This window comes from Pseudoalteromonas sp. McH1-42 (assembly GCF_022347845.1).
Classification (GTDB): Bacteria; Pseudomonadota; Gammaproteobacteria; order Enterobacterales; family Alteromonadaceae; genus Pseudoalteromonas; species Pseudoalteromonas rubra_D.
In genome coordinates this window covers 99,744-118,718 of sequence record NZ_JAKRFU010000021.1, presented here as the reverse complement: position 1 = coordinate 118,718, position 18,975 = coordinate 99,744, and the positions used below count along the sequence as shown (strand labels likewise).

Annotated in this window: 19 protein-coding genes; 6 read left to right on the top strand and 13 right to left on the bottom strand. The window is 48.0% G+C overall.

Translation table 11 applies throughout. The annotated features are described in order from the left end of the window. Positions 1-5: 5 nt before the first annotated feature. The 9 genes from MHN31_RS18435 to MHN31_RS18395 all read right to left on the bottom strand — a co-directional run bounded on the left by MHN31_RS18435 (position 6) and on the right by MHN31_RS18395 (position 7,339). The gene (locus MHN31_RS18435; protein WP_239445000.1) at positions 6-1,001 is read right to left on the bottom strand and encodes an aminoglycoside phosphotransferase family protein; all 996 of its coding nucleotides are present in this window, start codon (positions 999-1,001) and stop codon (positions 6-8) included. Beyond that, entirely contained in the window at positions 998-1,588 is a 591-nt protein-coding gene (locus MHN31_RS18430; protein ID WP_239444999.1) for an HAD family hydrolase, read from the bottom strand. Before MHN31_RS18430 ends, MHN31_RS18435 begins: the two co-directional genes overlap by 4 nt. Then, positions 1,585-2,505 carry a transketolase C-terminal domain-containing protein gene (locus tag MHN31_RS18425; RefSeq protein WP_239444998.1) on the bottom strand — a complete coding sequence of 307 codons (921 nt, stop codon included), beginning with the start codon at positions 2,503-2,505 and terminating at the stop codon, positions 1,585-1,587. Before MHN31_RS18425 ends, MHN31_RS18430 begins: the two co-directional genes overlap by 4 nt. Further along, positions 2,502-3,305, bottom strand: coding sequence for a transketolase (locus MHN31_RS18420; protein WP_194866798.1), 804 nt, complete (start codon positions 3,303-3,305; stop codon positions 2,502-2,504). The genes MHN31_RS18425 and MHN31_RS18420 overlap by 4 nt, the downstream gene beginning before the upstream one ends. Before the next feature lie 7 nt (positions 3,306-3,312). Next, entirely contained in the window at positions 3,313-4,005 is a 693-nt protein-coding gene (locus MHN31_RS18415) for a class I SAM-dependent methyltransferase (protein ID WP_239444997.1), read from the bottom strand. Further along, on the bottom strand, positions 3,983-4,972 hold the full coding sequence (locus tag MHN31_RS18410; protein WP_239444996.1) for a GDP-mannose 4,6-dehydratase: 990 nt from the start codon (positions 4,970-4,972) through the stop codon (positions 3,983-3,985). Before MHN31_RS18410 ends, MHN31_RS18415 begins: the two co-directional genes overlap by 23 nt. Continuing rightward, positions 4,965-5,576, bottom strand: coding sequence for an SIS domain-containing protein (locus MHN31_RS18405; protein WP_125563851.1), 612 nt, complete (start codon positions 5,574-5,576; stop codon positions 4,965-4,967). Before MHN31_RS18405 ends, MHN31_RS18410 begins: the two co-directional genes overlap by 8 nt. After that, a complete protein-coding gene (locus MHN31_RS18400) occupies positions 5,573-6,520 on the bottom strand; it encodes an SDR family oxidoreductase (RefSeq protein ID WP_239444995.1) in 948 nt (315 codons plus the stop codon). The genes MHN31_RS18405 and MHN31_RS18400 overlap by 4 nt, the downstream gene beginning before the upstream one ends. Before the next feature lie 93 nt (positions 6,521-6,613). Next, entirely contained in the window at positions 6,614-7,339 is a 726-nt protein-coding gene (locus MHN31_RS18395; RefSeq protein ID WP_239445019.1) for a glycosyltransferase family protein, read from the bottom strand. A gap of 185 nt (positions 7,340-7,524) precedes the next feature. Between MHN31_RS18395 and pseI the strand changes: the two genes are divergently transcribed. The 4 genes from pseI to MHN31_RS18375 are packed head-to-tail and all read left to right on the top strand — an operon-like array spanning position 7,525 to position 11,918. Continuing rightward, positions 7,525-8,565: a pseudaminic acid synthase gene (gene pseI, locus MHN31_RS18390; RefSeq protein ID WP_239444994.1), complete on the top strand. Its 1,041-nt coding sequence runs from the start codon at positions 7,525-7,527 to the stop codon at positions 8,563-8,565. Further along, positions 8,562-8,813, top strand: a complete 252-nt coding sequence (locus MHN31_RS18385) for a phosphopantetheine-binding protein (protein ID WP_125563843.1) — start codon at positions 8,562-8,564, stop codon at positions 8,811-8,813. The genes pseI and MHN31_RS18385 overlap by 4 nt, the downstream gene beginning before the upstream one ends. Next, entirely contained in the window at positions 8,810-10,408 is a 1,599-nt protein-coding gene (locus tag MHN31_RS18380) for a pseudaminic acid biosynthesis protein PseG (protein WP_239444993.1), read from the top strand. The genes MHN31_RS18385 and MHN31_RS18380 overlap by 4 nt, the downstream gene beginning before the upstream one ends. Beyond that, positions 10,401-11,918: a class I adenylate-forming enzyme family protein gene (locus MHN31_RS18375; RefSeq protein ID WP_239444992.1), complete on the top strand. Its 1,518-nt coding sequence runs from the start codon at positions 10,401-10,403 to the stop codon at positions 11,916-11,918. The genes MHN31_RS18380 and MHN31_RS18375 overlap by 8 nt, the downstream gene beginning before the upstream one ends. Positions 11,919-11,932: 14 nt before the next feature. On the opposite strand, the gene MHN31_RS18370 is transcribed toward MHN31_RS18375, so the two are convergent. From MHN31_RS18370 to pseB, 3 genes are read right to left on the bottom strand one after another with little or no spacing between them, the layout of a single operon-like run. Next, positions 11,933-13,063: a Gfo/Idh/MocA family oxidoreductase gene (locus MHN31_RS18370; protein ID WP_239444991.1), complete on the bottom strand. Its 1,131-nt coding sequence runs from the start codon at positions 13,061-13,063 to the stop codon at positions 11,933-11,935. Positions 13,064-13,069: 6 nt separating this feature from the next. Further along, on the bottom strand, positions 13,070-14,260 hold the full coding sequence (pseC, locus tag MHN31_RS18365; RefSeq protein ID WP_239444990.1) for a UDP-4-amino-4,6-dideoxy-N-acetyl-beta-L-altrosamine transaminase: 1,191 nt from the start codon (positions 14,258-14,260) through the stop codon (positions 13,070-13,072). A 17-nt stretch (positions 14,261-14,277) separates the two neighbouring features. Further along, complete coding sequence (gene pseB, locus MHN31_RS18360; RefSeq protein ID WP_125563835.1) at positions 14,278-15,279, bottom strand: UDP-N-acetylglucosamine 4,6-dehydratase (inverting); 1,002 nt, start codon at positions 15,277-15,279, stop codon at positions 14,278-14,280. A 225-nt stretch (positions 15,280-15,504) separates the two neighbouring features. On the opposite strand from pseB, the gene MHN31_RS18355 reads away from it, so the two are divergent. Beyond that, the gene (locus MHN31_RS18355; protein WP_125563834.1) at positions 15,505-16,290 is read left to right on the top strand and encodes a flagellin; all 786 of its coding nucleotides are present in this window, start codon (positions 15,505-15,507) and stop codon (positions 16,288-16,290) included. A gap of 370 nt (positions 16,291-16,660) precedes the next feature. Beyond that, the gene (locus MHN31_RS18350) at positions 16,661-18,103 is read left to right on the top strand and encodes a sigma-54 dependent transcriptional regulator (RefSeq protein ID WP_125563832.1); all 1,443 of its coding nucleotides are present in this window, start codon (positions 16,661-16,663) and stop codon (positions 18,101-18,103) included. 149 nt (positions 18,104-18,252) lie between these two features. Here the strand turns inward: MHN31_RS18350 and MHN31_RS18345 are convergent, their stop codons facing one another. Then, positions 18,253-18,864 (bottom strand): DNA-3-methyladenine glycosylase I, encoded by a 612-nt coding sequence (locus MHN31_RS18345; RefSeq protein ID WP_138538167.1) that lies wholly within the window; start codon positions 18,862-18,864, stop codon positions 18,253-18,255. Positions 18,865-18,975: the final 111 nt, after the last annotated feature.

The following is an 18,975-nucleotide window of genomic DNA, read 5'->3' as shown; positions in this document are numbered from 1 at the left end:
GCATTTCAGTCACACAAGCTGGCTGCTGACTCGATGTTCGATGCAATTGATGCAAAGTATTTTTGGCTTTTAATCAATTGCATGACCTTTATTTCTTCTAGTTCACTAGGTTTTAAGCAATTTTTGTTCCATGAAAATTGACGGCGACTTTGTACATCGCCAATAAACTCATTTAACATGATTAAACACCATTTCAACTGAGTCAGTTCTAATATTGTCAGGAAAGTATCCTTTTGGCTCGGGACATGCTCAAACAAACGACTGGCGAAGAAGATATCCAGGGAGGTGAGGTCAACAGGTACCGCCGGCTGTGAGAAAAAATCACACAAGAGTTTCCAGCTGGTATCTATGCCTGCATATTCAAAGTCGAAGAAGACTACGCCCTGGCTCGTTTGCAACGCATTATGAAAGCCGAAGTCGGAAGGTGATAACACCTCTCTTGTTTGCGTGGTCTTAGCACCAGCGGGCAAGTGACAGAGCAGCTTGTTCGCCCGAGTCTGGATCTGTTGCAGCAAAGTCTTGAGGGCCCGGTTATCTTGTTGCGGTTGAAATCTGGCCAGTCGTTTCTCAATGATGCTATAAAACCCATACAGGGAGTCGGGGCTCTCCGACGCGATATTCAAGTGTGCTCTGGGCTGAGAAATGGCATTAATGTGCTCAAGAAATTGCAGAGCTTCTTTGACTGAACCGGGTTTTGCCTCAGTGACGGGGTCACCCTGAATAAAGCTAAAAAGGCTGACATACGCTTGTGCGTTGCAAGCAATGGGTTCTGGTACAGATGTGACGCCGTTTTGCCATAAGTACTGCGAAAAACCAAATTCGTTGGCAAGTTTATGACCCGATTGCGTGTGGTTGGGCGAGAAAGACTTTAGAAACCAACTTGTGCCTTTTGACACAATCTCATAACCGCGATTATTTGCGCCGCCATTAAGTGAGGCAATAGTAAAGTTTTCCGTGCCCAGCACGTCTTCTAACCAATGGCGCACCGCATCATTTATCATAACTTATCCGGAATATCAGACCAGAACTTAACAGGTGCTAAGGCCGGGTCGTCAGACCTGGTATTAAATAACACCTTTTTACAGTGAGCGGGGAATAAATCATGGTTGAATATGGATTCCAGATCATCAACAAACAGTTCACAGCCAAGCGTGCTAATACATAAAAGCTTGTCTTCTTTGGTTTCGTTGAAAAACAAGTCTGACTTTTCAAGCGGGGCATCGAGTGTGCCCACAAAACCATTGTCTTCTAACCACCGGGTGGCAGCGACATGAAAATCGACGCGTTCACCTATGATGGGATAGCGTGTTTTATGCGAAATAAGCTTGAGAGTATGTCCTTGTTTACGCCATTTTCTGAGTGTCTCAAGGCAATCCGGATAAGGTTGTGCCTGAGAAATTTCTTTGCCGTAAACGATGCCTTGTAACTCAGTCCATCTGGTTTCGTTATCCTGGCTGATAAAGTGCTGCTTGACTTCATTTTTACTCTGGCCAACCGACTCAGGTAGCCAGCCAAGCGCACAGCCGACGCGATAAAACACGCCGGTGTAGTTGGCAATGGTGTTATCAAAATCAATACCGATGATCACACCACACCTCGCTCTGATAAGGTATTCATAATGTCAGTCACAGTCAGGCCTGCTTTAGCCCTGGCATCCGTGGTGGAATGCACCTGATCAATAAAGCGGTCCGGGATCCCGAAACGGTGAACCCGTGGCCAGTTTGGTTGCTCACTAAAATACTCCAAAACGGCGCTACCAAAGCCGCCACTGACATTGTGCTCTTCGAGTGTGATCACATGGTCGAACCGTGTCATGGCATCGTTCAGGTAATCTTCGTCGAGCGGTTTTACTGTGTGGAAACTCACCAGTTCAGGCGATAATCCACTTTCGTTCAATGTAGTTACTAGATCTTGCGCCAGTGGCATAATGGTGCCGGTACTGAGTACCGCAATGCGTTCACCGGGGCGCATGACATGCACTTTGCCAAAGGTAAGTGCAGGTTTACCTTCGTGGACTGCCGGCTCATTCTTTTTACCAATTCTGAAGTAACAGGGTGCATTGAGCTCGATCAACTGTGGCATCAGTTGTTCAAGTTCATAGGCATCAGCCGGACAGATCACGTGCATATTTGGCAAGGCGCGCATCAGGGCAATATCTTCGAATGAGTGATGAGTCGGGCCCAGGTTGGCATACGATAAGCCAGAGCCGGTACCGACGATGATCACAGGCTGATTCTGATAGGCTATGTCAATCTTGATCTGTTCAAAGTTTCGTGACGTGGTAAACGGGGTAATAGTATAAATGAAAGGCTTGTGGCCCATCATCGCGCTGCCTGCGGCCATTGAGGCCATATTGGCTTCGGCTATTCCAGCATTGATGGTGCGATCTTCGGCAAACTCCTTTAAGGGGTTAAACAATCGATTGCCGATATCAGCGTAATAGAGCAACAGCGATGTGTCGTCTTTAGCAAGCTCAGTCAGGACTCGTGCAAACGCGTTTCTCATGATACTCCCAGCTCCTGTTTTGCGTGCGCTACTTCTTCTGTAGTTGGAATGCGGTAATGCCAGTTGTTGTCATTTTCCATAAATGACACGCCTTTGCCTTTTACAGTATCAGCAACAATGCACACAGGCTGTTGGATGGATTTTGCGGCTTCTAAAGCCTGTTCCAGCGCACTGAGGTCATGACCGTCGACGCGTACTGTATGCCAGCCGAATGAACGCCATTTCTCTTCAAGCGGCTCCAGATGCATAATCTTGGTACTTTCACCAGTCCCTTGTAACTTGTTAAAGTCTACAATGGCAACCAGGTTACTTAAGCGTTTGCCGGCTGCAAACATCGCAGCTTCCCAGACAGTGCCCTCATTGATTTCACCGTCGCCCATAAGTACATAAAATCGGTTTTTAGCGCCCTTGAGCTGGGTGCTCAGTGCCATTCCGGTTGCCAGAGATAATGCATGACCTAAAGAGCCTGAGACTGTTTCTACACCAGCGGGGGCATGTATCCCCGGATGCTCTTCAAACTGGCTACCTGTCTGGCCATGTTCATACAGAGCGGCGGGAGAAAAGTAATCACGATAGGCGAGGGTGGTGTAAAGTGCGCTGGCGGCATGCCCTTTACCGAGTAAAAAATAATCTCTTTCGGGGTTGTCTGGCTCGTTGGGCGTGATGTGCATTGTACGCCAGTACAATACTGTCAGAATATCAACGCAGGACAAACAACTGCCCAGATGCGGTGTTTTAGTCTGGCTGGACACGTCACACAGGGTGTAACGTATCTGCGCTGCGATGGAGTTCAAAGTCATAATATGCCTAAGGAATAAACCAATAAAAATCGCCAGTGTAACCGTTGTCACGGAAGAACTGTTTCCAGTCATCCACATGCATAATCGTCTTGGCAGTCAGTGCCCATTCCATCATGCGCTCTTTTTCTTCGTCGTTGCGATAAGCATCAACGGTAATGAAAGACTTGCCACGGCTGACGCGTTCAATTTCACGCAGTGCCATGGCACATTCATTTTCTTCCAGGTTGTGAATGGTGTTGATTGACATCACCACATCAAAGCTATTGTCTTCGTAGGGCAGCGCTTTGGCGTTGCCTTGCGTCAGCAGATCTTTGACTTCTTCTTTGGCATGTTCCAATGCGTATTCTGAAATATCCAGTCCGCGCAATGTCATACCTGGGATCAACTGTTGCAGGTCGTACAGCATAAAGCCTTTTGCACATCCCACGTCTAGCAGGCTGGAGCCTGCATCGAGGCCGAAGTGTGCTTTGAGATCCGGTACCACGGGTTGCCAGAAACGGGGGAAGTAACTAAAGCCACCATAACCATAGGTACGATCGCCATCAAAGAAGTCCTTGCCATATTGTCTGGCAATTTCACGGTCCGCTTCGGTGATTACGTTGGCGCGGCCTTTGGTATCGCGCTTAGATTTAGGGTAATTTCTTAATAAATCGATTTCTTGTCCGGACATGGGGATCTCACGCTTTATGAATGTAGTCATGGGGTAATGTGCCAAGTTCGCTCTGGTACTGTTTCACCCAGGCGATGGTGCGCTCCAGGCCGTTTTCCAGCGAGACTTGATCCTGCCAGTTGAGTTCTGAGCGGACCTTGTTGCTGTCCAGCAGGTAAGCTGCATCTTTGCCGAGGCGGTCTTCTGTGACAGCGCAGACCTGTTCAAAGGGCACTTGCAGCATATCGCAGATAAGCTCAACTAATGCGCGAATGGTGATCATGCGCTCGGTCGAAATATGATACGTCTCGCCCAGTGTACCGTGATTGCCTATTTTCAGTGTGGCATCTGACACATCATCGATATGAATAAATGAACGGGTAGAGTGACCGCCGCCATGCAGGGGTAATACCTTACCTAACAAGGCAAACAAAATGGTTCTTGGGATGATGCGATAAAGTTGTTGGCCTTCACCATACACATTCGCTGCACGGGTAAATAGTACAGGGAATTTGTAGACATCAAAAAACGTATGCAAGCTCATATCTGCTGCAGCACGAGACACCGCATAAGGAGTGCTCGGTTGGTAGTTACGGTGCTCTTGGACCAGGCCTTCGCAGCTACCGTAGACCTCAGGCGTGGAGATATGCACGTACTTGTCCAGGTGATCTAGGTCCTTGAGCTGATTATGCAGCTTGATGGTCGAGACAGCGTTGGTCATAAACCAGTGTTCTGGATATTGCCAGCTTTGTCCCACCATACTCTGTGCAGCAAAGTTATAGACAGTATTGACTTTATGGCGTTTGATGAGCGCCATGATGTCGTCCAACTGGTGGTTCAGGTCGAGCTGATGAAAGTCTGGCTGGTTTGCCTGCCACTTGTAGGGCAATAGCGCGTTATGGGGTTCTGCTGAGCGGCTGACAGCCAGCACTGAATGTTCTTGTTTTAGTAAATGGGCGCAAAACGATGCGCCCGAAAAGGAGTTACTACCGAGTACAAGGATTGGCGCATTAGCCATGATTGAGCTCCTGATAAAGGGCTTTCATTAAAATATGTCCGATCACCACTTGGGTATCCTCAGAGATCTGCATGTCCTGGATCGCAAAGTGAAATGCCTGGTCGACCAGTGGCTTGGCTTTACCACCATCAAAACCGAGTATCCCGACGGTATGCATACCGAGCAAGTGAGCTTGCTCTATAGCACGAATGATATTGCCTGAATTGCCGCTACCTGAGAGCACCATCAGCACATCGTGCTTACCTGCTTTTACCTTAAGTTGATGGGCAAAAATGTTGTCGTAACCGATGTCATTGCCGAGGCAAGTTAACACTGAACTATTTGCTGCCAGCGCCTCAACTTTGAGGGCATCTCCTTGAGGGTGAACACCAAATGTAAAGTCGTTCGCAAGGTGGATGGCGTTGGCCGCAGACCCGCCATTACCACATAAATACAAGGTACCGCCTTTGGCTTTCATATCCAGTAAAGTACTGACCAGCTGTTTAATTTCATTGCCATCGAGCTGTGCCAGCACCTGACTCAGTGTATGCACATAGTCTTCGGTCAGGGCGACAATGGGATCCCGGCGAGGGATTGGGGCGACGATGCCTTGTTGCTTGCTCATAATACTTCCCGCTGCATCCATTTAAGGTTATAGAAGCGATCTTCATTTTTTAACTGGCCTGCGCGATACGCGGCGATCAGCTCTTCAATCGCAGTGGCGACATTTTTAGTTGGCTTAAAGCCGGTCTCAAGGAGTTTGTCTGAGTTGATGCGGTAACACCTTGGGTCGTTTGAAGGTGTCACTTCAATGTCGCACTCCACCTGAGCTTTTACCATGTTCGCGATATCCATGATGGAGATATTCTCAAAGCCTGCATTGAACACCCCACTGGTTTTCTCTGGGTGTTCCAGCATATAGATATACAGGTCAGTAATATCGTCAATATGGATGTTTGGCCTTACTTGCGCACCACCAAAAACGGTGATTTTGCTATTTTCAAGTGCCTGCATCGTCAACATATTGACGGATACATCCAGTCTTTGACGGGGTGACAACCCACATACGGTGGCAGGGCGAACAATTTGTACAGCCATATCGTCGGCATAGCTTAGTAGCACACGCTCGGCGACCATTTTGGTTTTGTTATATTCTGAGATGGGCTCTAAAGTTAGGTCTTCAGTGACCTGCTCTTCATCTTTCACACCGTAGACACTGCCTGAAGAGGCGTAAATGAATTGCTTGATACCGGCACGTTTCGCTTTGTCTGCCAATTGCATTGTGGCCAGTGCGCTTACTTCCCAGGTCAGTTTGGGGTCCAGGTCACCGCATGGGTCATTGGCAATAGAGGCCAGGTGAATAATGCTATCCACGCCGCTCAGTTCGATGTCTGAGGTATGACGCACATCACCTTTAATTACAGTGAGGTTTTTGTGTTCAGGCAGGAAGTTACCGAACCATTGGGTGTCCAGCGCGATAACCTGGTAGCCTTTGGCGAGCAGCTTAGGTACTAATACCGTGCCCTTATATCCGGTGGCACCGGTCACTAAAACGGTTTTATTGCTCATTTTTCTCTCTTTTTGAATATTTTAATCACCCGGTATGACAATGCTAACGCAAATATCGTGCCTAAAATGCAGGTGTCAAAGACCTACTCTGTGTTAAACAGTTTTTTGTTCAACGTGCTTATTTATATCGGCAAGGTGGGGATGATTCTTTAATGTTTCTAACAACTCGCTGAAACCAAAGTCGAGGCGATTATCCAATTGCTGATATATTGCCTTAATTGCGGTGTAGTCGTCCGGCTCGTCTAGTGTCAGCCGATAGTGGCTGTGGTCGTCGCCTGCACTGATGATATGGCTATTCATGGTATTGAACTTTGCCATACCTAAAGTGACATGCTCTCTGTCTGGTGCGCTTGTTGCGAGCTGGTGTGTGCGCGCCAGCAATCGAAATGCGAATACACAGGTATCGAGGCCGCGAGGAAAACCGCTATGTGGGCCGAGGCTGACCATATCTACGTCATGATTGTGGTAGTAAGTGATGGCTTGACGAACCAAATCAGCATCAATGAGAGGACAGTCACTGGTCAGGCGTACAATGGCGGTATTGTCTTGTGCACCAAACTGATGGGCTGCCAGATAGTAGCGACTCAGTACATCTTCCGTACTGCCCCGAAAATACTTCACTCCAAGACGTTGACACAGAGCGACGATAGGGTGTTCGCTGCCATCGTCGGTCGTTGCTACGATCACATTTTCCGTCAAATCTTGAAGTCGCTCCAACATCACTTGCAGCACAGTGCTAGTACACAGTGGCAGCAGTACTTTGCTGGGTAGACGAGTAGAGGTCATTCTTGCCTGAATAATGATCTGAACTTTATTCATTGAAGTCATTGTTATCATTGTAATTGAGATCAATATAGCAAATGATTACACTCAAAGACAGAGACAAAGTGGCGTTGAAGCGCGCGAACCTATTGACTTTGGACAATGTTTATTCATTTTTTCAAAAAGGGCGCACTTTTTGCTTAACTTGATAGAGATGCCAGCGTAAAACAAGAAGGCGTACAGTGAATTTTCAGAAACAGATTACCATAGCAGGTGACCAAGTTGGCCATGACCAGCCCTGCTACATCATTGCAGAAATGTCTGCAAACCATGGCCAATCTTTAACCAAGGCCAAAGAGTTGGTTTATGCGGCAAAAGAAGCAGGAGCCAATGCGATTAAGCTGCAAACCTACACAGCAGACACCCTGACTATGGATTGTAAACTGCCGCATTTTGAGGCAACGGGCCCATGGCAGGGGCAATATTTGTATGACCTTTATAAAGGGGCCTATATGCCCTGGGACTTTCATGCTGAGCTGTTTGAGTTGGCTGAAAAAATAGGTATTACCTGCTTCTCATCCCCTTTTGACAAAACGGCCGTTGATTTGCTGGCTCAGCTGAATGCGCCGGCCTATAAAATTGCCTCACCAGAACTGATTGACCATCAACTTATCCGCGATGTGGCAGCAACTAACAAGCCTGTGATTATGTCGACGGGGGGAGCGACTTTGGTTGAGATTGCTGAAGCTGTAAAGGTGGCTGAGGAAGCGGGTATTGAAGAGCTATGTTTGATGAAGTGCACCAGTACTTACCCTGCGCCCGCTGACAGCATAAATCTGCGTACCATTCCGCACATGCGGGAAGCTTTTGGTTGTCCTGTTGGCTTGTCTGATCATACCCTAGGCAATGACGTTCCATTGGCGTCGGTGGCGGTGGGCGCTTGCATGATTGAAAAGCACTTTGTGATGAGCAAAGAGGACGATACCGCTGACAGCTTTTTCTCAATGACACCTGATGAATTAGCAGCCCTGGTGCATGGCGTGCGGCAAATAGAAATGGCGATGGGGCAGGTCCATTACCCCAGCGAGGCGTCCAAAGCACGCCGCTGTGTTTACATCGTTAAAGACATTCAAGCAGGTGAGCAAATCACGGCTGAGCATGTGGCACAGATGCGTCCGGGTGGCGGCGAGATCATGCCCAAATCGTTACCAGATGTGATTGGCCGCACGGTAAATAAGGCGCTGATACGCGGGATGCAGTTGAGCTGGGGAGATATGCTATGAGCATACAGCGTGAAGCCGTAGTGGTTTTGTTAAAAGAGTTTTTCGAAGCGCGCGCTGTGGTTGTAAGCGAAGCGGACTTTGAGTCCTTCGACTTTATTGCCGCAGGGGTGCTGGACTCTTTCGAAGTATTGTCGATGATCATGCACATTGAAGCGCATTTGGGGTTGTCTGTCCCACCGGAATTGCTGCTTGAGTCAAGCAATGCACAAGTGGGTAATTTTGTTGATGCCATAGTGGCACTCGCATGATAGCAATTCGTGTGGATACGCGCTGTGGCCTGGGTCACTTTATGCGCATGAAGTGGCTGGCCAAAGCGCTGATTGAGCAACATCAGCAAGTGGTAATGTTGGTGGACGAAAACACGGTGCCCGCGCGTTTTTATCAAGATATGGATATCGTATTGGTTGAAGTACCGCAGCAGCCGGATCCGGTCAGTGACGCGCAGTTTGCACTGGATATTTTGGCGCATCGAGGTGATATGGTCAGTCGCTGGGTGGTCGATGGATATGGTTTCGATGTGCGCTGGGAATCACGCATCCGGAAAAGTGGCGTGCCGTTGTTGGCAATGGATGACTTAGCCCGGGAGCACGTCGCCGATTTAGTGGTTGATGCTAAATGGCAGGGATCACAAACCGCTGTGCGTTATGATGGAAAGCTGGCAGCACACAGCCAGACTTTACTGGGGCCGGATTACAGTATTTTGGCACCAGAATATCACTGTCCAGCGGCTCAAACGCGTGATGGCGGACTATTATTTTCGCTGGGTGGCGGCGGAGATTGGCATGTGCCAGCTGCATGGATAGATCGTTTACTTAAAACGCCTCCACAAGGGCTTGAAACCACAGCGATAAAAGTGGTGATTGGACCTAAAGCGACAGGCACTGAACAACTGCGCTCTTTGGCAGCACAACAACCACGGCTGACTTTAATTGAACAGGCAACTAGTCTCGCACAATATTATCAGCGCTGTGGCCTGTTTGTGGGGGCGCTCGGGACATCCCTATATGAACTGGCCGCAACACAAACGCCTGCGCTGAGTTTTAGTCTGGCCGATAATCAGAATAATGCCCAGGCAGATTTGGAAGCGCTGGGTCATTATCTCCATATTCCCAACCTGTTGACACATGCTACGCATAAAGTGGTTGAGTTGATCGCCTCGTTATTCAGTGCACATACTCGGGTGCAACAATTGTGCGCAGAGGCTTCTGTCATTGTTGATGGGATGGGGGCTAAACGTATCGCGTCTGTACTGTTAGGCAACGCTGTATCGGGTTTGACATTGGCGCGTAGCGCTTCGAGCGAGCCTGGAGTGAGCTGGGCGCTTGCAGATAACTTACACTTGTATCCTGTGACAGATAAACACATCAACAGCTACCTTAACGCACGTAATCGCAGCGACAATGCCTGGCGTATGACGATTACCGACCGCATTGATAAAGTTGATCATTATCGCTGGTGGTTCCGTCAAACACGTGACTCATTTGTGCTGTCGCAAGACGGTGAACCATTACTCTATGTTTGGCATCAATGTGCGGAAATAGCAGGGCAGACTTATCTGTTTGGTGGCTGGTTTGCAGCCAGTGATAAGGTGAATTTTGTGCATGCGCAACTGATCTTGCAATGGCAGCTATCACACACGGCTCAGGTTTATCCTGATGCAATTTGGGTGGCAGTGATCAACAAGCAAAACCGGTTTGTCAACTTGCTGAACGAGCGCGCCGGCTTTGTTGCGTTGACTGAAAATGAGCCCGGTCATGACGCCGCGCGGCTGCTTTTTCCCAATGCCAGTCCCGCAGACTTTAATTTTGTTGCCAAATATCCATTGAGGACAGATTGTGAGTAATATCTATCAAATTTTTGCACAGCATGTGCAGTCTCAGCCAGATAAAACCGCATTGGTGTTTGAGCAACAGACTTTGAGTTATCAGGCGCTGAATGCTCAGGTATTGAAGCTTTGCGTGCATTTTGATCGTTTAGGGTTACGGCCTGGTCAACGGGTGGCGTTGTTTGCTCCGAATGGCCTTGAGTATCCGGTTGTGATGCTGGCGGCGGCCCGCCTGGGCCTGGCCATTGTGCCTTTGCCTATCAGTCTCAAAGGTGATGCGTTGTCGGTGGCGCTAAAGAAAACGCCGGTTGCGGCAGTGATCGCTTGGCCTTCTATTGGTCGAACTTTACTGGCAGACGCCGTCATTGACCCCACTAACTTAATCAGTTTGTCACAGCCTGTTGCGGATGAGCCCTGCTGGCACGACATTATGTCAGAGGAGTCGGTGGTGCAGTCGGTGAGTGCACCAGCGCAAAAGATTGATGTCAATGGCCCCTATATACTAACCATGACATCCGGCTCCACAGGTCAGCCCAAACCGATAGTACTAAGCCAGCAATGTAAGATCAGCCGTGCCTATGACGCCACGATAAATTACTACGGGTTAACCCCAGACGAAGTCGTGCTGGTTGCGACGCCACTGTATCACTCACTTGCCCAGCGGGGGGTATTGATGCCCCTGATGTTAGGCGCAACCAGTGTGATCTTGCCTAAGTTTACGTTATCAAAGTGGCTCTGTGCTATTGAGACGCATCAAGTTAGTTTTCTGTTTGCGGTATCGGCTCAATTAGAGAGTTTGTTAAGCAGTGACGAAGAGGCTGATTTGAGTTCGTTGCGTTGTGTGGTGTCCTCCTCGGCGGTGCTGTCTGCTGAGTCCAAGCAGGCTTTGTTGCGCAAGTTACCCTGTCGTTTTCACGAGTGCTATGGTGCTTCTGAAGTGGGTGTGGTCAGTGATTTTTGTGTTAGTGAACGACGAGATAAAAACGGCGCCGTCGGTGAGGCTTTGCCGTTTGTGCAGGTTAAGATCCTGGATCAGCAGGGACAAGCCGTGGATGAGGGGGAAGTGGGCGAAATTGCGTGTCAGACGATAACCGGCTTCAGCGGTTATCTGAAAATGCCTCAGCAAACTCAGGATGCATTTGATCCGCAGGGCTATTTTCTGACCGGCGATTTGGGTTATCTGGATGGTGACGGGTTTTTGTATTATGTGGGGCGGAAAAAAGAGGTCATCTCCAGTGGGGGGATCAATATTTTTCCTCAGGACATTGAGGCAGTGTTCAGGAAGCATCCTAAAGTGGTGGATTGTGTGGCATTTGGTTGTGCGGACAGGCAACTGGGTGAGTATATCAAAGTGGTCTATGAGCAACAGGGTGATATGGATATCAGCCGGGAGTTAAGGCTGTTGTGTTTGTCTGAACTGACGGACTATCAGCAACCACGTTCACTTGAACGTATTAGTGCGCTACCAAGAACGCCGATGGGGAAGGTTCTCAGAAATGATGTGAAAACACGTTTTTCAGAAGTGTGATCCGGGTGTCAGGCTCAAACCTGACACCAACTGTGTTGCTCATTCGAAGTGACTGCTGCTTCAAACAGCGCCAGACCTGCCTGAGCCTGAGCGAATCCAAACACATACTCGTTCTTAGGGGCTGTGCCTGCCTGATATGCAGATAAAGCCTGATGAATGTCAGTGTATAGATTTGCAAACGCTTCAACAAATCCGGTCGGATGACCTGGTTTCATTCGATTGTACCGGAACTGGTTGGCATACTGACACTGACCTGCACGGTCCAGTATCTCACGTCTGCCATCACTAAACTGTAGCTGCAACTCATCTGGGTTGAGTTGTACCCAGGTAGCGCTACCCGTTGTACCATAGACCCTAACCTGCAACCCATTTCGGTGGCCGATGGCAGTTTTTGACATCCACATGCTGCCGTGGATCCCGTCAGGGTATTTTAGGAGCATTTGCACATCGTCAATTAATCCCGGATAGTCTGAGTGATTGGTAAACTGAGCACAGGTTTCTGTGGGTTCCCGTTCTAGTAAATAGCTCGACAAGTGATGTAAATGGACGCCCAAGTCAAGGCAGATAGTAGGGACCTGGTAGTCCTGAAGTCGCCATGCCTGAGGTTTGGCTGGTTTGCCTGCGATATCGGGTGGGCGCTTGAAGCCTTCCTGGGGCATCTCCAGGTGAATTTTTTGGATCTGACCTAACTTTCCCTGAGCAATTAGGTGCTTGAGTTCACGAACCATAGCATAGCCACTGTAGTTATAGGTTACAGCCAGGAAATGTTTAGCCGGGTCATACACAGTAGCCAATGCTTGTGTTTCAGAAGTACCACAGACCAGTGACTTTTCGCAAATGATTGGAATATTTTCATTCAGTAATGCCGTTAGCACCTCTAAGTGATGAGGCGTGGGCGTAAGCACCACCACGGCGTCCACCTGATTTTTTTCTTGTTTAATAAGCGTGCGCCAGTCGCTATAGGTACGCTCAGGGGCAATGTCCCACTGCTGTGCGGTCGCTTCATTGGCGCTATGATCGCGACTGAAGGCACCTGCAACCACTTTGAAGCGATTGTCTAGTTGTGCAGCGGTAAAATGTACGTAGCCAACGGCCGAGTTCGTTCCTCCACCGATAAAGGCAAGGTTTAAAGGCTTAGTTGTCATGGGCTGCTACTCCTTCAGTGCTGTTTGAGTGTGTTGCCAGTCGCTGAGTAGCTGACTAAGGGTGTCAACGACCTGTTGTTGCTGTGGTGCTGTTAAAGACGGAAATAAGGGTAGAGTGATGGCACTGTGATAGTACGCTTCGCTGGCCGGGCAATAACCAGCCTTAAACCCTTGTTGTTGATAGTAAGGCTGCAAATAGATCGGGATATAGTGCACATGAGCAAAGACCCCTTGGGCTCTCAATTGAGTGACCAGATACTCATGTAATTGCCGGGTACTGTCAGCAATTCTGACGACATAGAGGTGATAGGCGCTGTATTGGTTATCTGATTGAGCCAAAGGGGTTACGCCTTCCACCTGCGCAAACAGAGCGTCGTAGTGTTGTGCCAACTTGTTACGCGTGGCCACAAATTGATCAAGCTGCGCTAGTTGGCTCAAACCCAATGCAGCATGTAGATCGGTCATCCGATAATTGAATCCTAGTGCTTGCTGTTGATAATACCAGGGCCCATGACTTGGCTCGGTCAGCAGCGCCGGGTCTGCAGTAATACCATGACTACGCAATGAGCGCATACGCTGCGCAAGCGCCTCATTTTGTGTGACGGCCATTCCACCTTCTGCCGACGTAATGATTTTTACCGGATGGAAGCTGAATACACAAATATCCGAATAGTCGCAGTGGCCGACAGGATTACTCTGATAGCGTCCCCCGATGGCATGGGATGCATCTTCGATGATTTTAAAACCATACTGCCTGGCCAACTTCGCGATGGCTTCCATGTCACAAGACTGGCCTGCAAAGTGTACGGGGATAACCACATCGGGTAAGCGGCCGGTTTCCTGTGCGTGCCGTAACTTTTCTGCCAATGCAAGTACACACAGGTTGCCCGACGTCTCATCGATATCCACGAAGTCGACGGATGCGCCGCAATAGAGCGCACAGTTTGCCGAGGCAACAAAAGAATTTGGCACCGTCCAGACCAAACTGTTTTGTGTGACATCGAGTGCCATACAGGCAACGTGTAAAGCCGACGTGGCACTATTTACTGCCACGGCATGTGGCGCTTGGCAATATCTGGCGACGGCTTGTTCAAACTGAGGTACAACCGGTCCTTGGGTCAAAAAATCAGACTGCAACACCGCGACGACTGCGTCAATGTCCTGTTGTGCGATGTTCTGTTTGCCATAAGGGATCATGCTGTCCTCCTGGCGTATTAAGCTAATGCCTGAGCATTGAAAGCTTTTATTTCTTCTATAGAGAGATAGTCTGGATTACTGAGCGAATTATACTCAAAGTCTGGTGCGACAGCATGGCCTTGCTCGCCTAGGGCATTGGTATCGAAATCATTGCTGCGGCTACTGAATTTGATACCGGGTGCAATTACAAAATGGTCACTAAATTCAAAGGTATCAAAACAAAGGTCTTCGGGACACATCACTTCGTGCAATTTTTCTCCAGGGCGTATACCCACGATCTTATGCGGCAGTTGCGGTGCCATTGCAGTAGCAAGGTCAACAATACGAATCGAAGGTATCTTAGGTACGAAAATCTCACCCCCCATCATTCGTTCAAAATTCTTCAGTACAAAGTCGACACCTTGCTGGAGACTAATCCAAAACCGGGTCATGTCAGCATGGGTAATCGGGATATGGTCACACCCTTCATCGATAAAACGCTGAAATACGGGGACAACCGACCCTCGAGAGCATACCACATTGCCGTACCGGACGACTGAGAATAAGGTCTTATGACCACCGGCGATATTATTCGCAGCAACAAATAGCTTATCAGAAGCCAGTTTAGTTGCACCATATAGGTTAATTGGGTTTGCTGCTTTATCTGTTGACAGGGCGATCACTTTTTCAACATTGTTGTCCAGCGCTGCTTCAATGACGTTTTCAGCCCCATTGATATTGGTTTTGATACATTCCATGGGATTGTATTCAGCTGCTGGCACCTGCTTGAGTGCTGCCGCATGGATCACATAATCTACACCTTGCATCGCTCGATAAAGGCGGCTTTTGTCTCGGACGTCACCGATAAAGTAGCGCATACAGGGATCGTTGAATATCTGCTGCATCTCAAACTGCTTTAATTCATCACGAGAAAAAACAATAATTTTCTTTGGCTTGTATCGGGTTAAAAGCGTTTTGACATACTTTTTACCAAATGAGCCTGTGCCGCCTGTGATGAGAATAGTCTTATTGTCAAACATAAAAGTCCACCTAAAGGTGCATTGAATTCTTTACAGTATAGAAAAAGGTATGACTGTAACAAAATTCCCTTAAAAAGATAAAAAAGCGATTACTCAATACTTTATATCAGATATTGATAATTTGCAGTAAATATACATAGACTGCTATTCAATTTCTGACAATAGATGACTTTTTGAACACAAAGGGGTAGACTTAGAGGTAATAACACCTGATGGGGAGGCGTTATGCAGATAAATTCTCAAAGCACTAGTTTTTTTAACCGGGTTGATCAAACCAATAACAAGCTTAATCAACAGCTTGCAAGTGGTAAAAAGGTCAACTCAGCAGCCGATGATGCGGCAGCGTTGCAGATAATCAACCGTCTGACATCTCAGCAGGAAGGCTACAACCAGTCTATCCGCAATGCTTATGATGGTATTTCTTATTCGCAAACAACCGATTCTGCCTTGTCTGGCGTGAACGATGCTGTATCGCGGATCCGAGAGTTGTCACTTCAGTCTGGCAGTGGTGCGCTGACAGACAGTGACAGGCAAGCTTTGCAAGACGAAGTGTCGCAGCTTCAGTCGCAGATCTCAGATACCTTCGCTAATACAACGTTTGGTGGACAGGCACTGTTTGATGGTAATCAGACAAGCTTCCAGGTGGGGCCAGATGCAAATACAACGCAAGGTTTCACTGCGTCTGATGGCAGTTTCGCTAACCCGATCCTGAGTGTAGACATTTCGACTCAGGCTGGCGCACAAACGGCGATTGATGCGGCAGATCAAGTGTCGGAGGCGCTCAATACACAAAGGACTCAGCTGGGGGCGTTTGAAAACACACTCAATAGCACCATACGTGGCCTGGGAACACAAAGAGACAATATCGCGGAAAGTCAGAGTCGTATTCAGGATACTGACTACGCAAGTGCGGTTGCCGAACAAACGGCCAACGATATTTTATCTCAGGCGTCCATTGCATTGCGCGGACAGGCAAACCAGTCTGCTTCATCGGTGCTCGGGCTGCTGTAAGTCAAACATTGGTTAGTACAATGTTTTAAAAGAGCCGGCAATTTAATGCTGGCTTTTTTATTGTTTCTTCGCACCTCAGACGCGTTGAGCTTAGCGTCGTCAGCATGCGGCTGTTTTTAAAATAGTACCAGGTTCCGGAGCGCCATTGTTGCGACGTTATAGGTTATTCTGAGGCGTTCAACTCGTCCCTTATAAAAGTACACCTCTCTGATTTTTCTAAATTTTAATCCTTAAGTATTGATTTGGCGCATAGGCAGCGGCGTTTTTTTGGCGTTGATGTCAAAAACTTGCCACTTAGGTATTGCATCCCCATGTCACTGACTTACAATCATTACTATTGATATATACGAAGAAGTTGGATCTTGCGGGCATGATTACGATCCTGGATAACAATAATAACAGAGCAGCCGGACTGGCAGCGGCATTGAGCTTCGTTGGACAGCCAGCACAGGTGATTGCGGAGTCGGAATTTTCCGCCGATCTGTTGAATAACCTACAAGAGCCAGTGGTTATCTTGGGGGCTCTGTCACAACTAAATCATGAGGCGTTGATCAAATCTTTGCCCGCAGTACCGTTTTTGCTGATTGGCGAAACTCTAAGGCCGCTACTATCGTTGGCAAACGTGATTGGTCTTATCACGGAGCCATTTAGTCAGGAAGTGACCATGCAGCTATTGCATGATTGTCAGCAATACCAGCGCATGTTGCCGGGTAAGTCGACTCAGCTGAATGATGCTAAATCGTTTGACGGCCTGGTGGGAGATACAAAAGCCGTCAAAGAAGTGCGTTTTTTGATATCTCAGGTTGCGAAAACAGACGCCAATGTCCTGATCCTGGGCGAATCCGGAACCGGTAAAGAGGTGGTTGCGCGAAATGTGCACTTGCTATCCAACCGCAATACAGGTCCCTTTGTGCCTGTTAACTGTGGCGCTATTCCCGGAGAGTTACTTGAGAGTGAGTTATTCGGACATGAAAAAGGAGCCTTCACCGGTGCTATTTCTGCACGTAAAGGACGTTTTGAATTAGCGCAAGGTGGTACATTATTCCTCGATGAAATCGGCGATATGCCTTTGCAAATGCAAGTTAAGTTGTTACGTGTCTTGCAGGAACGCAGTTATGAGCGTGTTGGTGGTACTAAGCCTATCCAGGCGGATGTACGGGTTATTGCTGCAACGCACCGGAATCTGGAAATCATGATTGAAGAAGGTAAATTCCGCGAAGATTTGTTTTACCGTTTAAATGTGTTTCCCATTGAAAACCCCTCTCTGCGAGAACGTGCTGATGATATTCCTTTGCTATTAAAAGAGTTATTACGTCGTGTTGCAGAGCAGGGTGGCAGCACGGTGAAGTTCACTGATCGCGCGATTGACAGTCTCAAAGCACATAGCTGGCCCGGGAATATTCGTGAGCTTGCAAACCTGGTGGAACGCATGGCGATTATGTTTCCTGAAAAAGTGGTCGATGTGACCGACTTGCCCAGTAAGTATCGTTATATCGAAGTGGAAGCCTATGAGCCGGAATATCCGGAAGAGCTGCTTGAAAAAGACGTCTTTAATGAGTTGTTCAGTGATGGCTTCAGTGACTTTGACGATGAAGAAGAAACACTCGATCAGGATAATATGGAACCGGGCCTGGGGTTACTGCCTGATGAGGGTATCGAGCTCAAAGAGTATCTGGCTGAGATGGAAATTAGTCTTATTACTCAGGCTCTTGAGCGTTACGACTATGTGGTTGCCAGAGCGGCTGAGATCCTCGGTGTGCGCCGTACAACCCTGGTCGAAAAAATGAAGAAGTACAATCTGAATCGCGATTAGAAAGAGTGACTAATTGCGTAATTACGGCACCCTGGAGGTGCCGTTTTTTATGGGGGCTAAAATGTGATGTGCCACACTTATGTGTTTGTTATGGTTCGTGAGCTAAACACAAAGAGCTTGGCTGCGGTTAAATGATAAGGCGCCTCACATCATAGCTTGCTAAGCTGCGCTTTAATATCCAGCGTCTTGTTTGCCTCTAATATGGGTGCCTTGCAAAAACAGTCATCATGATGATCATTGACCATGCCACAGGCCTGCATATGCGCATAGACTGTGGTGGGCCCAAGAAATTTGAAACCACGCTTTTTTAAATCTTTGGCAAATTGTGCGCTTATCTCTGTGGTTGCCTGATAGTCTTCGGGACTGTGAATGGTGTTTATGATTGGAGTAAAGTGGACAAATTGCCACTGATAGTAAGCAAAGCTGCCGAACTCCTGTTGAATTTCGATAAATCGTTTTGCGTTATTAATGGTTGCCTGGATCTTCAATTTATTGCGGATGATCCCGGGATTGTCCATCAGCCTGGTCACATCGTCCTCTGTCATTGCTGCAACTTTGTGCGGCTCAAACTGATGAAACGCCGCTCGATAGTTATCACGTTTTTTTAATATGGTATACCAACTGAGTCCTGCCTGAGCAGACTCCAGAGTAATAAACTCGAACAGTTTATCGTCATTCAGTACCGGCTTTCCCCATTCTTCGTCGTGATACGCAACGTAATCAGGCTTGCTTAAATCGACCCAGTGACAACGTGTGGTCATGATATTGTCCTTAATGTTGACAGTGATTAGAGTCAGTTTAGCGCATTATTAATTGCTGTACAAATAAACAGTGTCAAACTTTTGAAGGCATCCTTACGATTTTAATTTATT

What these genes read in the sequence shown, in the direction of transcription:
- MHN31_RS18435 (WP_239445000.1), bottom strand. Translation starts at nt 1,001, where the DNA reads ATGATAAATGATGCGGTGCGCCATTGGTTAGAAGACGTGCTGGGCACG.
- MHN31_RS18425 (WP_239444998.1), bottom strand. Translation starts at nt 2,505, where the DNA reads ATGAGAAACGCGTTTGCACGAGTCCTGACTGAGCTTGCTAAAGACGAC.
- MHN31_RS18420 (WP_194866798.1), bottom strand. Translation starts at nt 3,305, where the DNA reads ATGACTTTGAACTCCATCGCAGCGCAGATACGTTACACCCTGTGTGAC.
- MHN31_RS18415 (WP_239444997.1), bottom strand. Translation starts at nt 4,005, where the DNA reads ATGACTACATTCATAAAGCGTGAGATCCCCATGTCCGGACAAGAAATC.
- MHN31_RS18410 (WP_239444996.1), bottom strand. Translation starts at nt 4,972, where the DNA reads ATGGCTAATGCGCCAATCCTTGTACTCGGTAGTAACTCCTTTTCGGGC.
- MHN31_RS18405 (WP_125563851.1), bottom strand. Translation starts at nt 5,576, where the DNA reads ATGAGCAAGCAACAAGGCATCGTCGCCCCAATCCCTCGCCGGGATCCC.
- MHN31_RS18400 (WP_239444995.1), bottom strand. Translation starts at nt 6,520, where the DNA reads ATGAGCAATAAAACCGTTTTAGTGACCGGTGCCACCGGATATAAGGGC.
- MHN31_RS18395 (WP_239445019.1), bottom strand. Translation starts at nt 7,339, where the DNA reads ATGAATAAAGTTCAGATCATTATTCAGGCAAGAATGACCTCTACTCGT.
- MHN31_RS18385 (WP_125563843.1), top strand. Translation starts at nt 8,562, where the DNA reads ATGAGCATACAGCGTGAAGCCGTAGTGGTTTTGTTAAAAGAGTTTTTC.
- MHN31_RS18380 (WP_239444993.1), top strand. Translation starts at nt 8,810, where the DNA reads ATGATAGCAATTCGTGTGGATACGCGCTGTGGCCTGGGTCACTTTATG.
- MHN31_RS18370 (WP_239444991.1), bottom strand. Translation starts at nt 13,063, where the DNA reads ATGACAACTAAGCCTTTAAACCTTGCCTTTATCGGTGGAGGAACGAAC.
- pseC (WP_239444990.1), bottom strand. Translation starts at nt 14,260, where the DNA reads ATGATCCCTTATGGCAAACAGAACATCGCACAACAGGACATTGACGCA.
- pseB (WP_125563835.1), bottom strand. Translation starts at nt 15,279, where the DNA reads ATGTTTGACAATAAGACTATTCTCATCACAGGCGGCACAGGCTCATTT.
- MHN31_RS18355 (WP_125563834.1), top strand. Translation starts at nt 15,505, where the DNA reads ATGCAGATAAATTCTCAAAGCACTAGTTTTTTTAACCGGGTTGATCAA.
- MHN31_RS18350 (WP_125563832.1), top strand. Translation starts at nt 16,661, where the DNA reads ATGATTACGATCCTGGATAACAATAATAACAGAGCAGCCGGACTGGCA.
- MHN31_RS18345 (WP_138538167.1), bottom strand. Translation starts at nt 18,864, where the DNA reads ATGACCACACGTTGTCACTGGGTCGATTTAAGCAAGCCTGATTACGTT.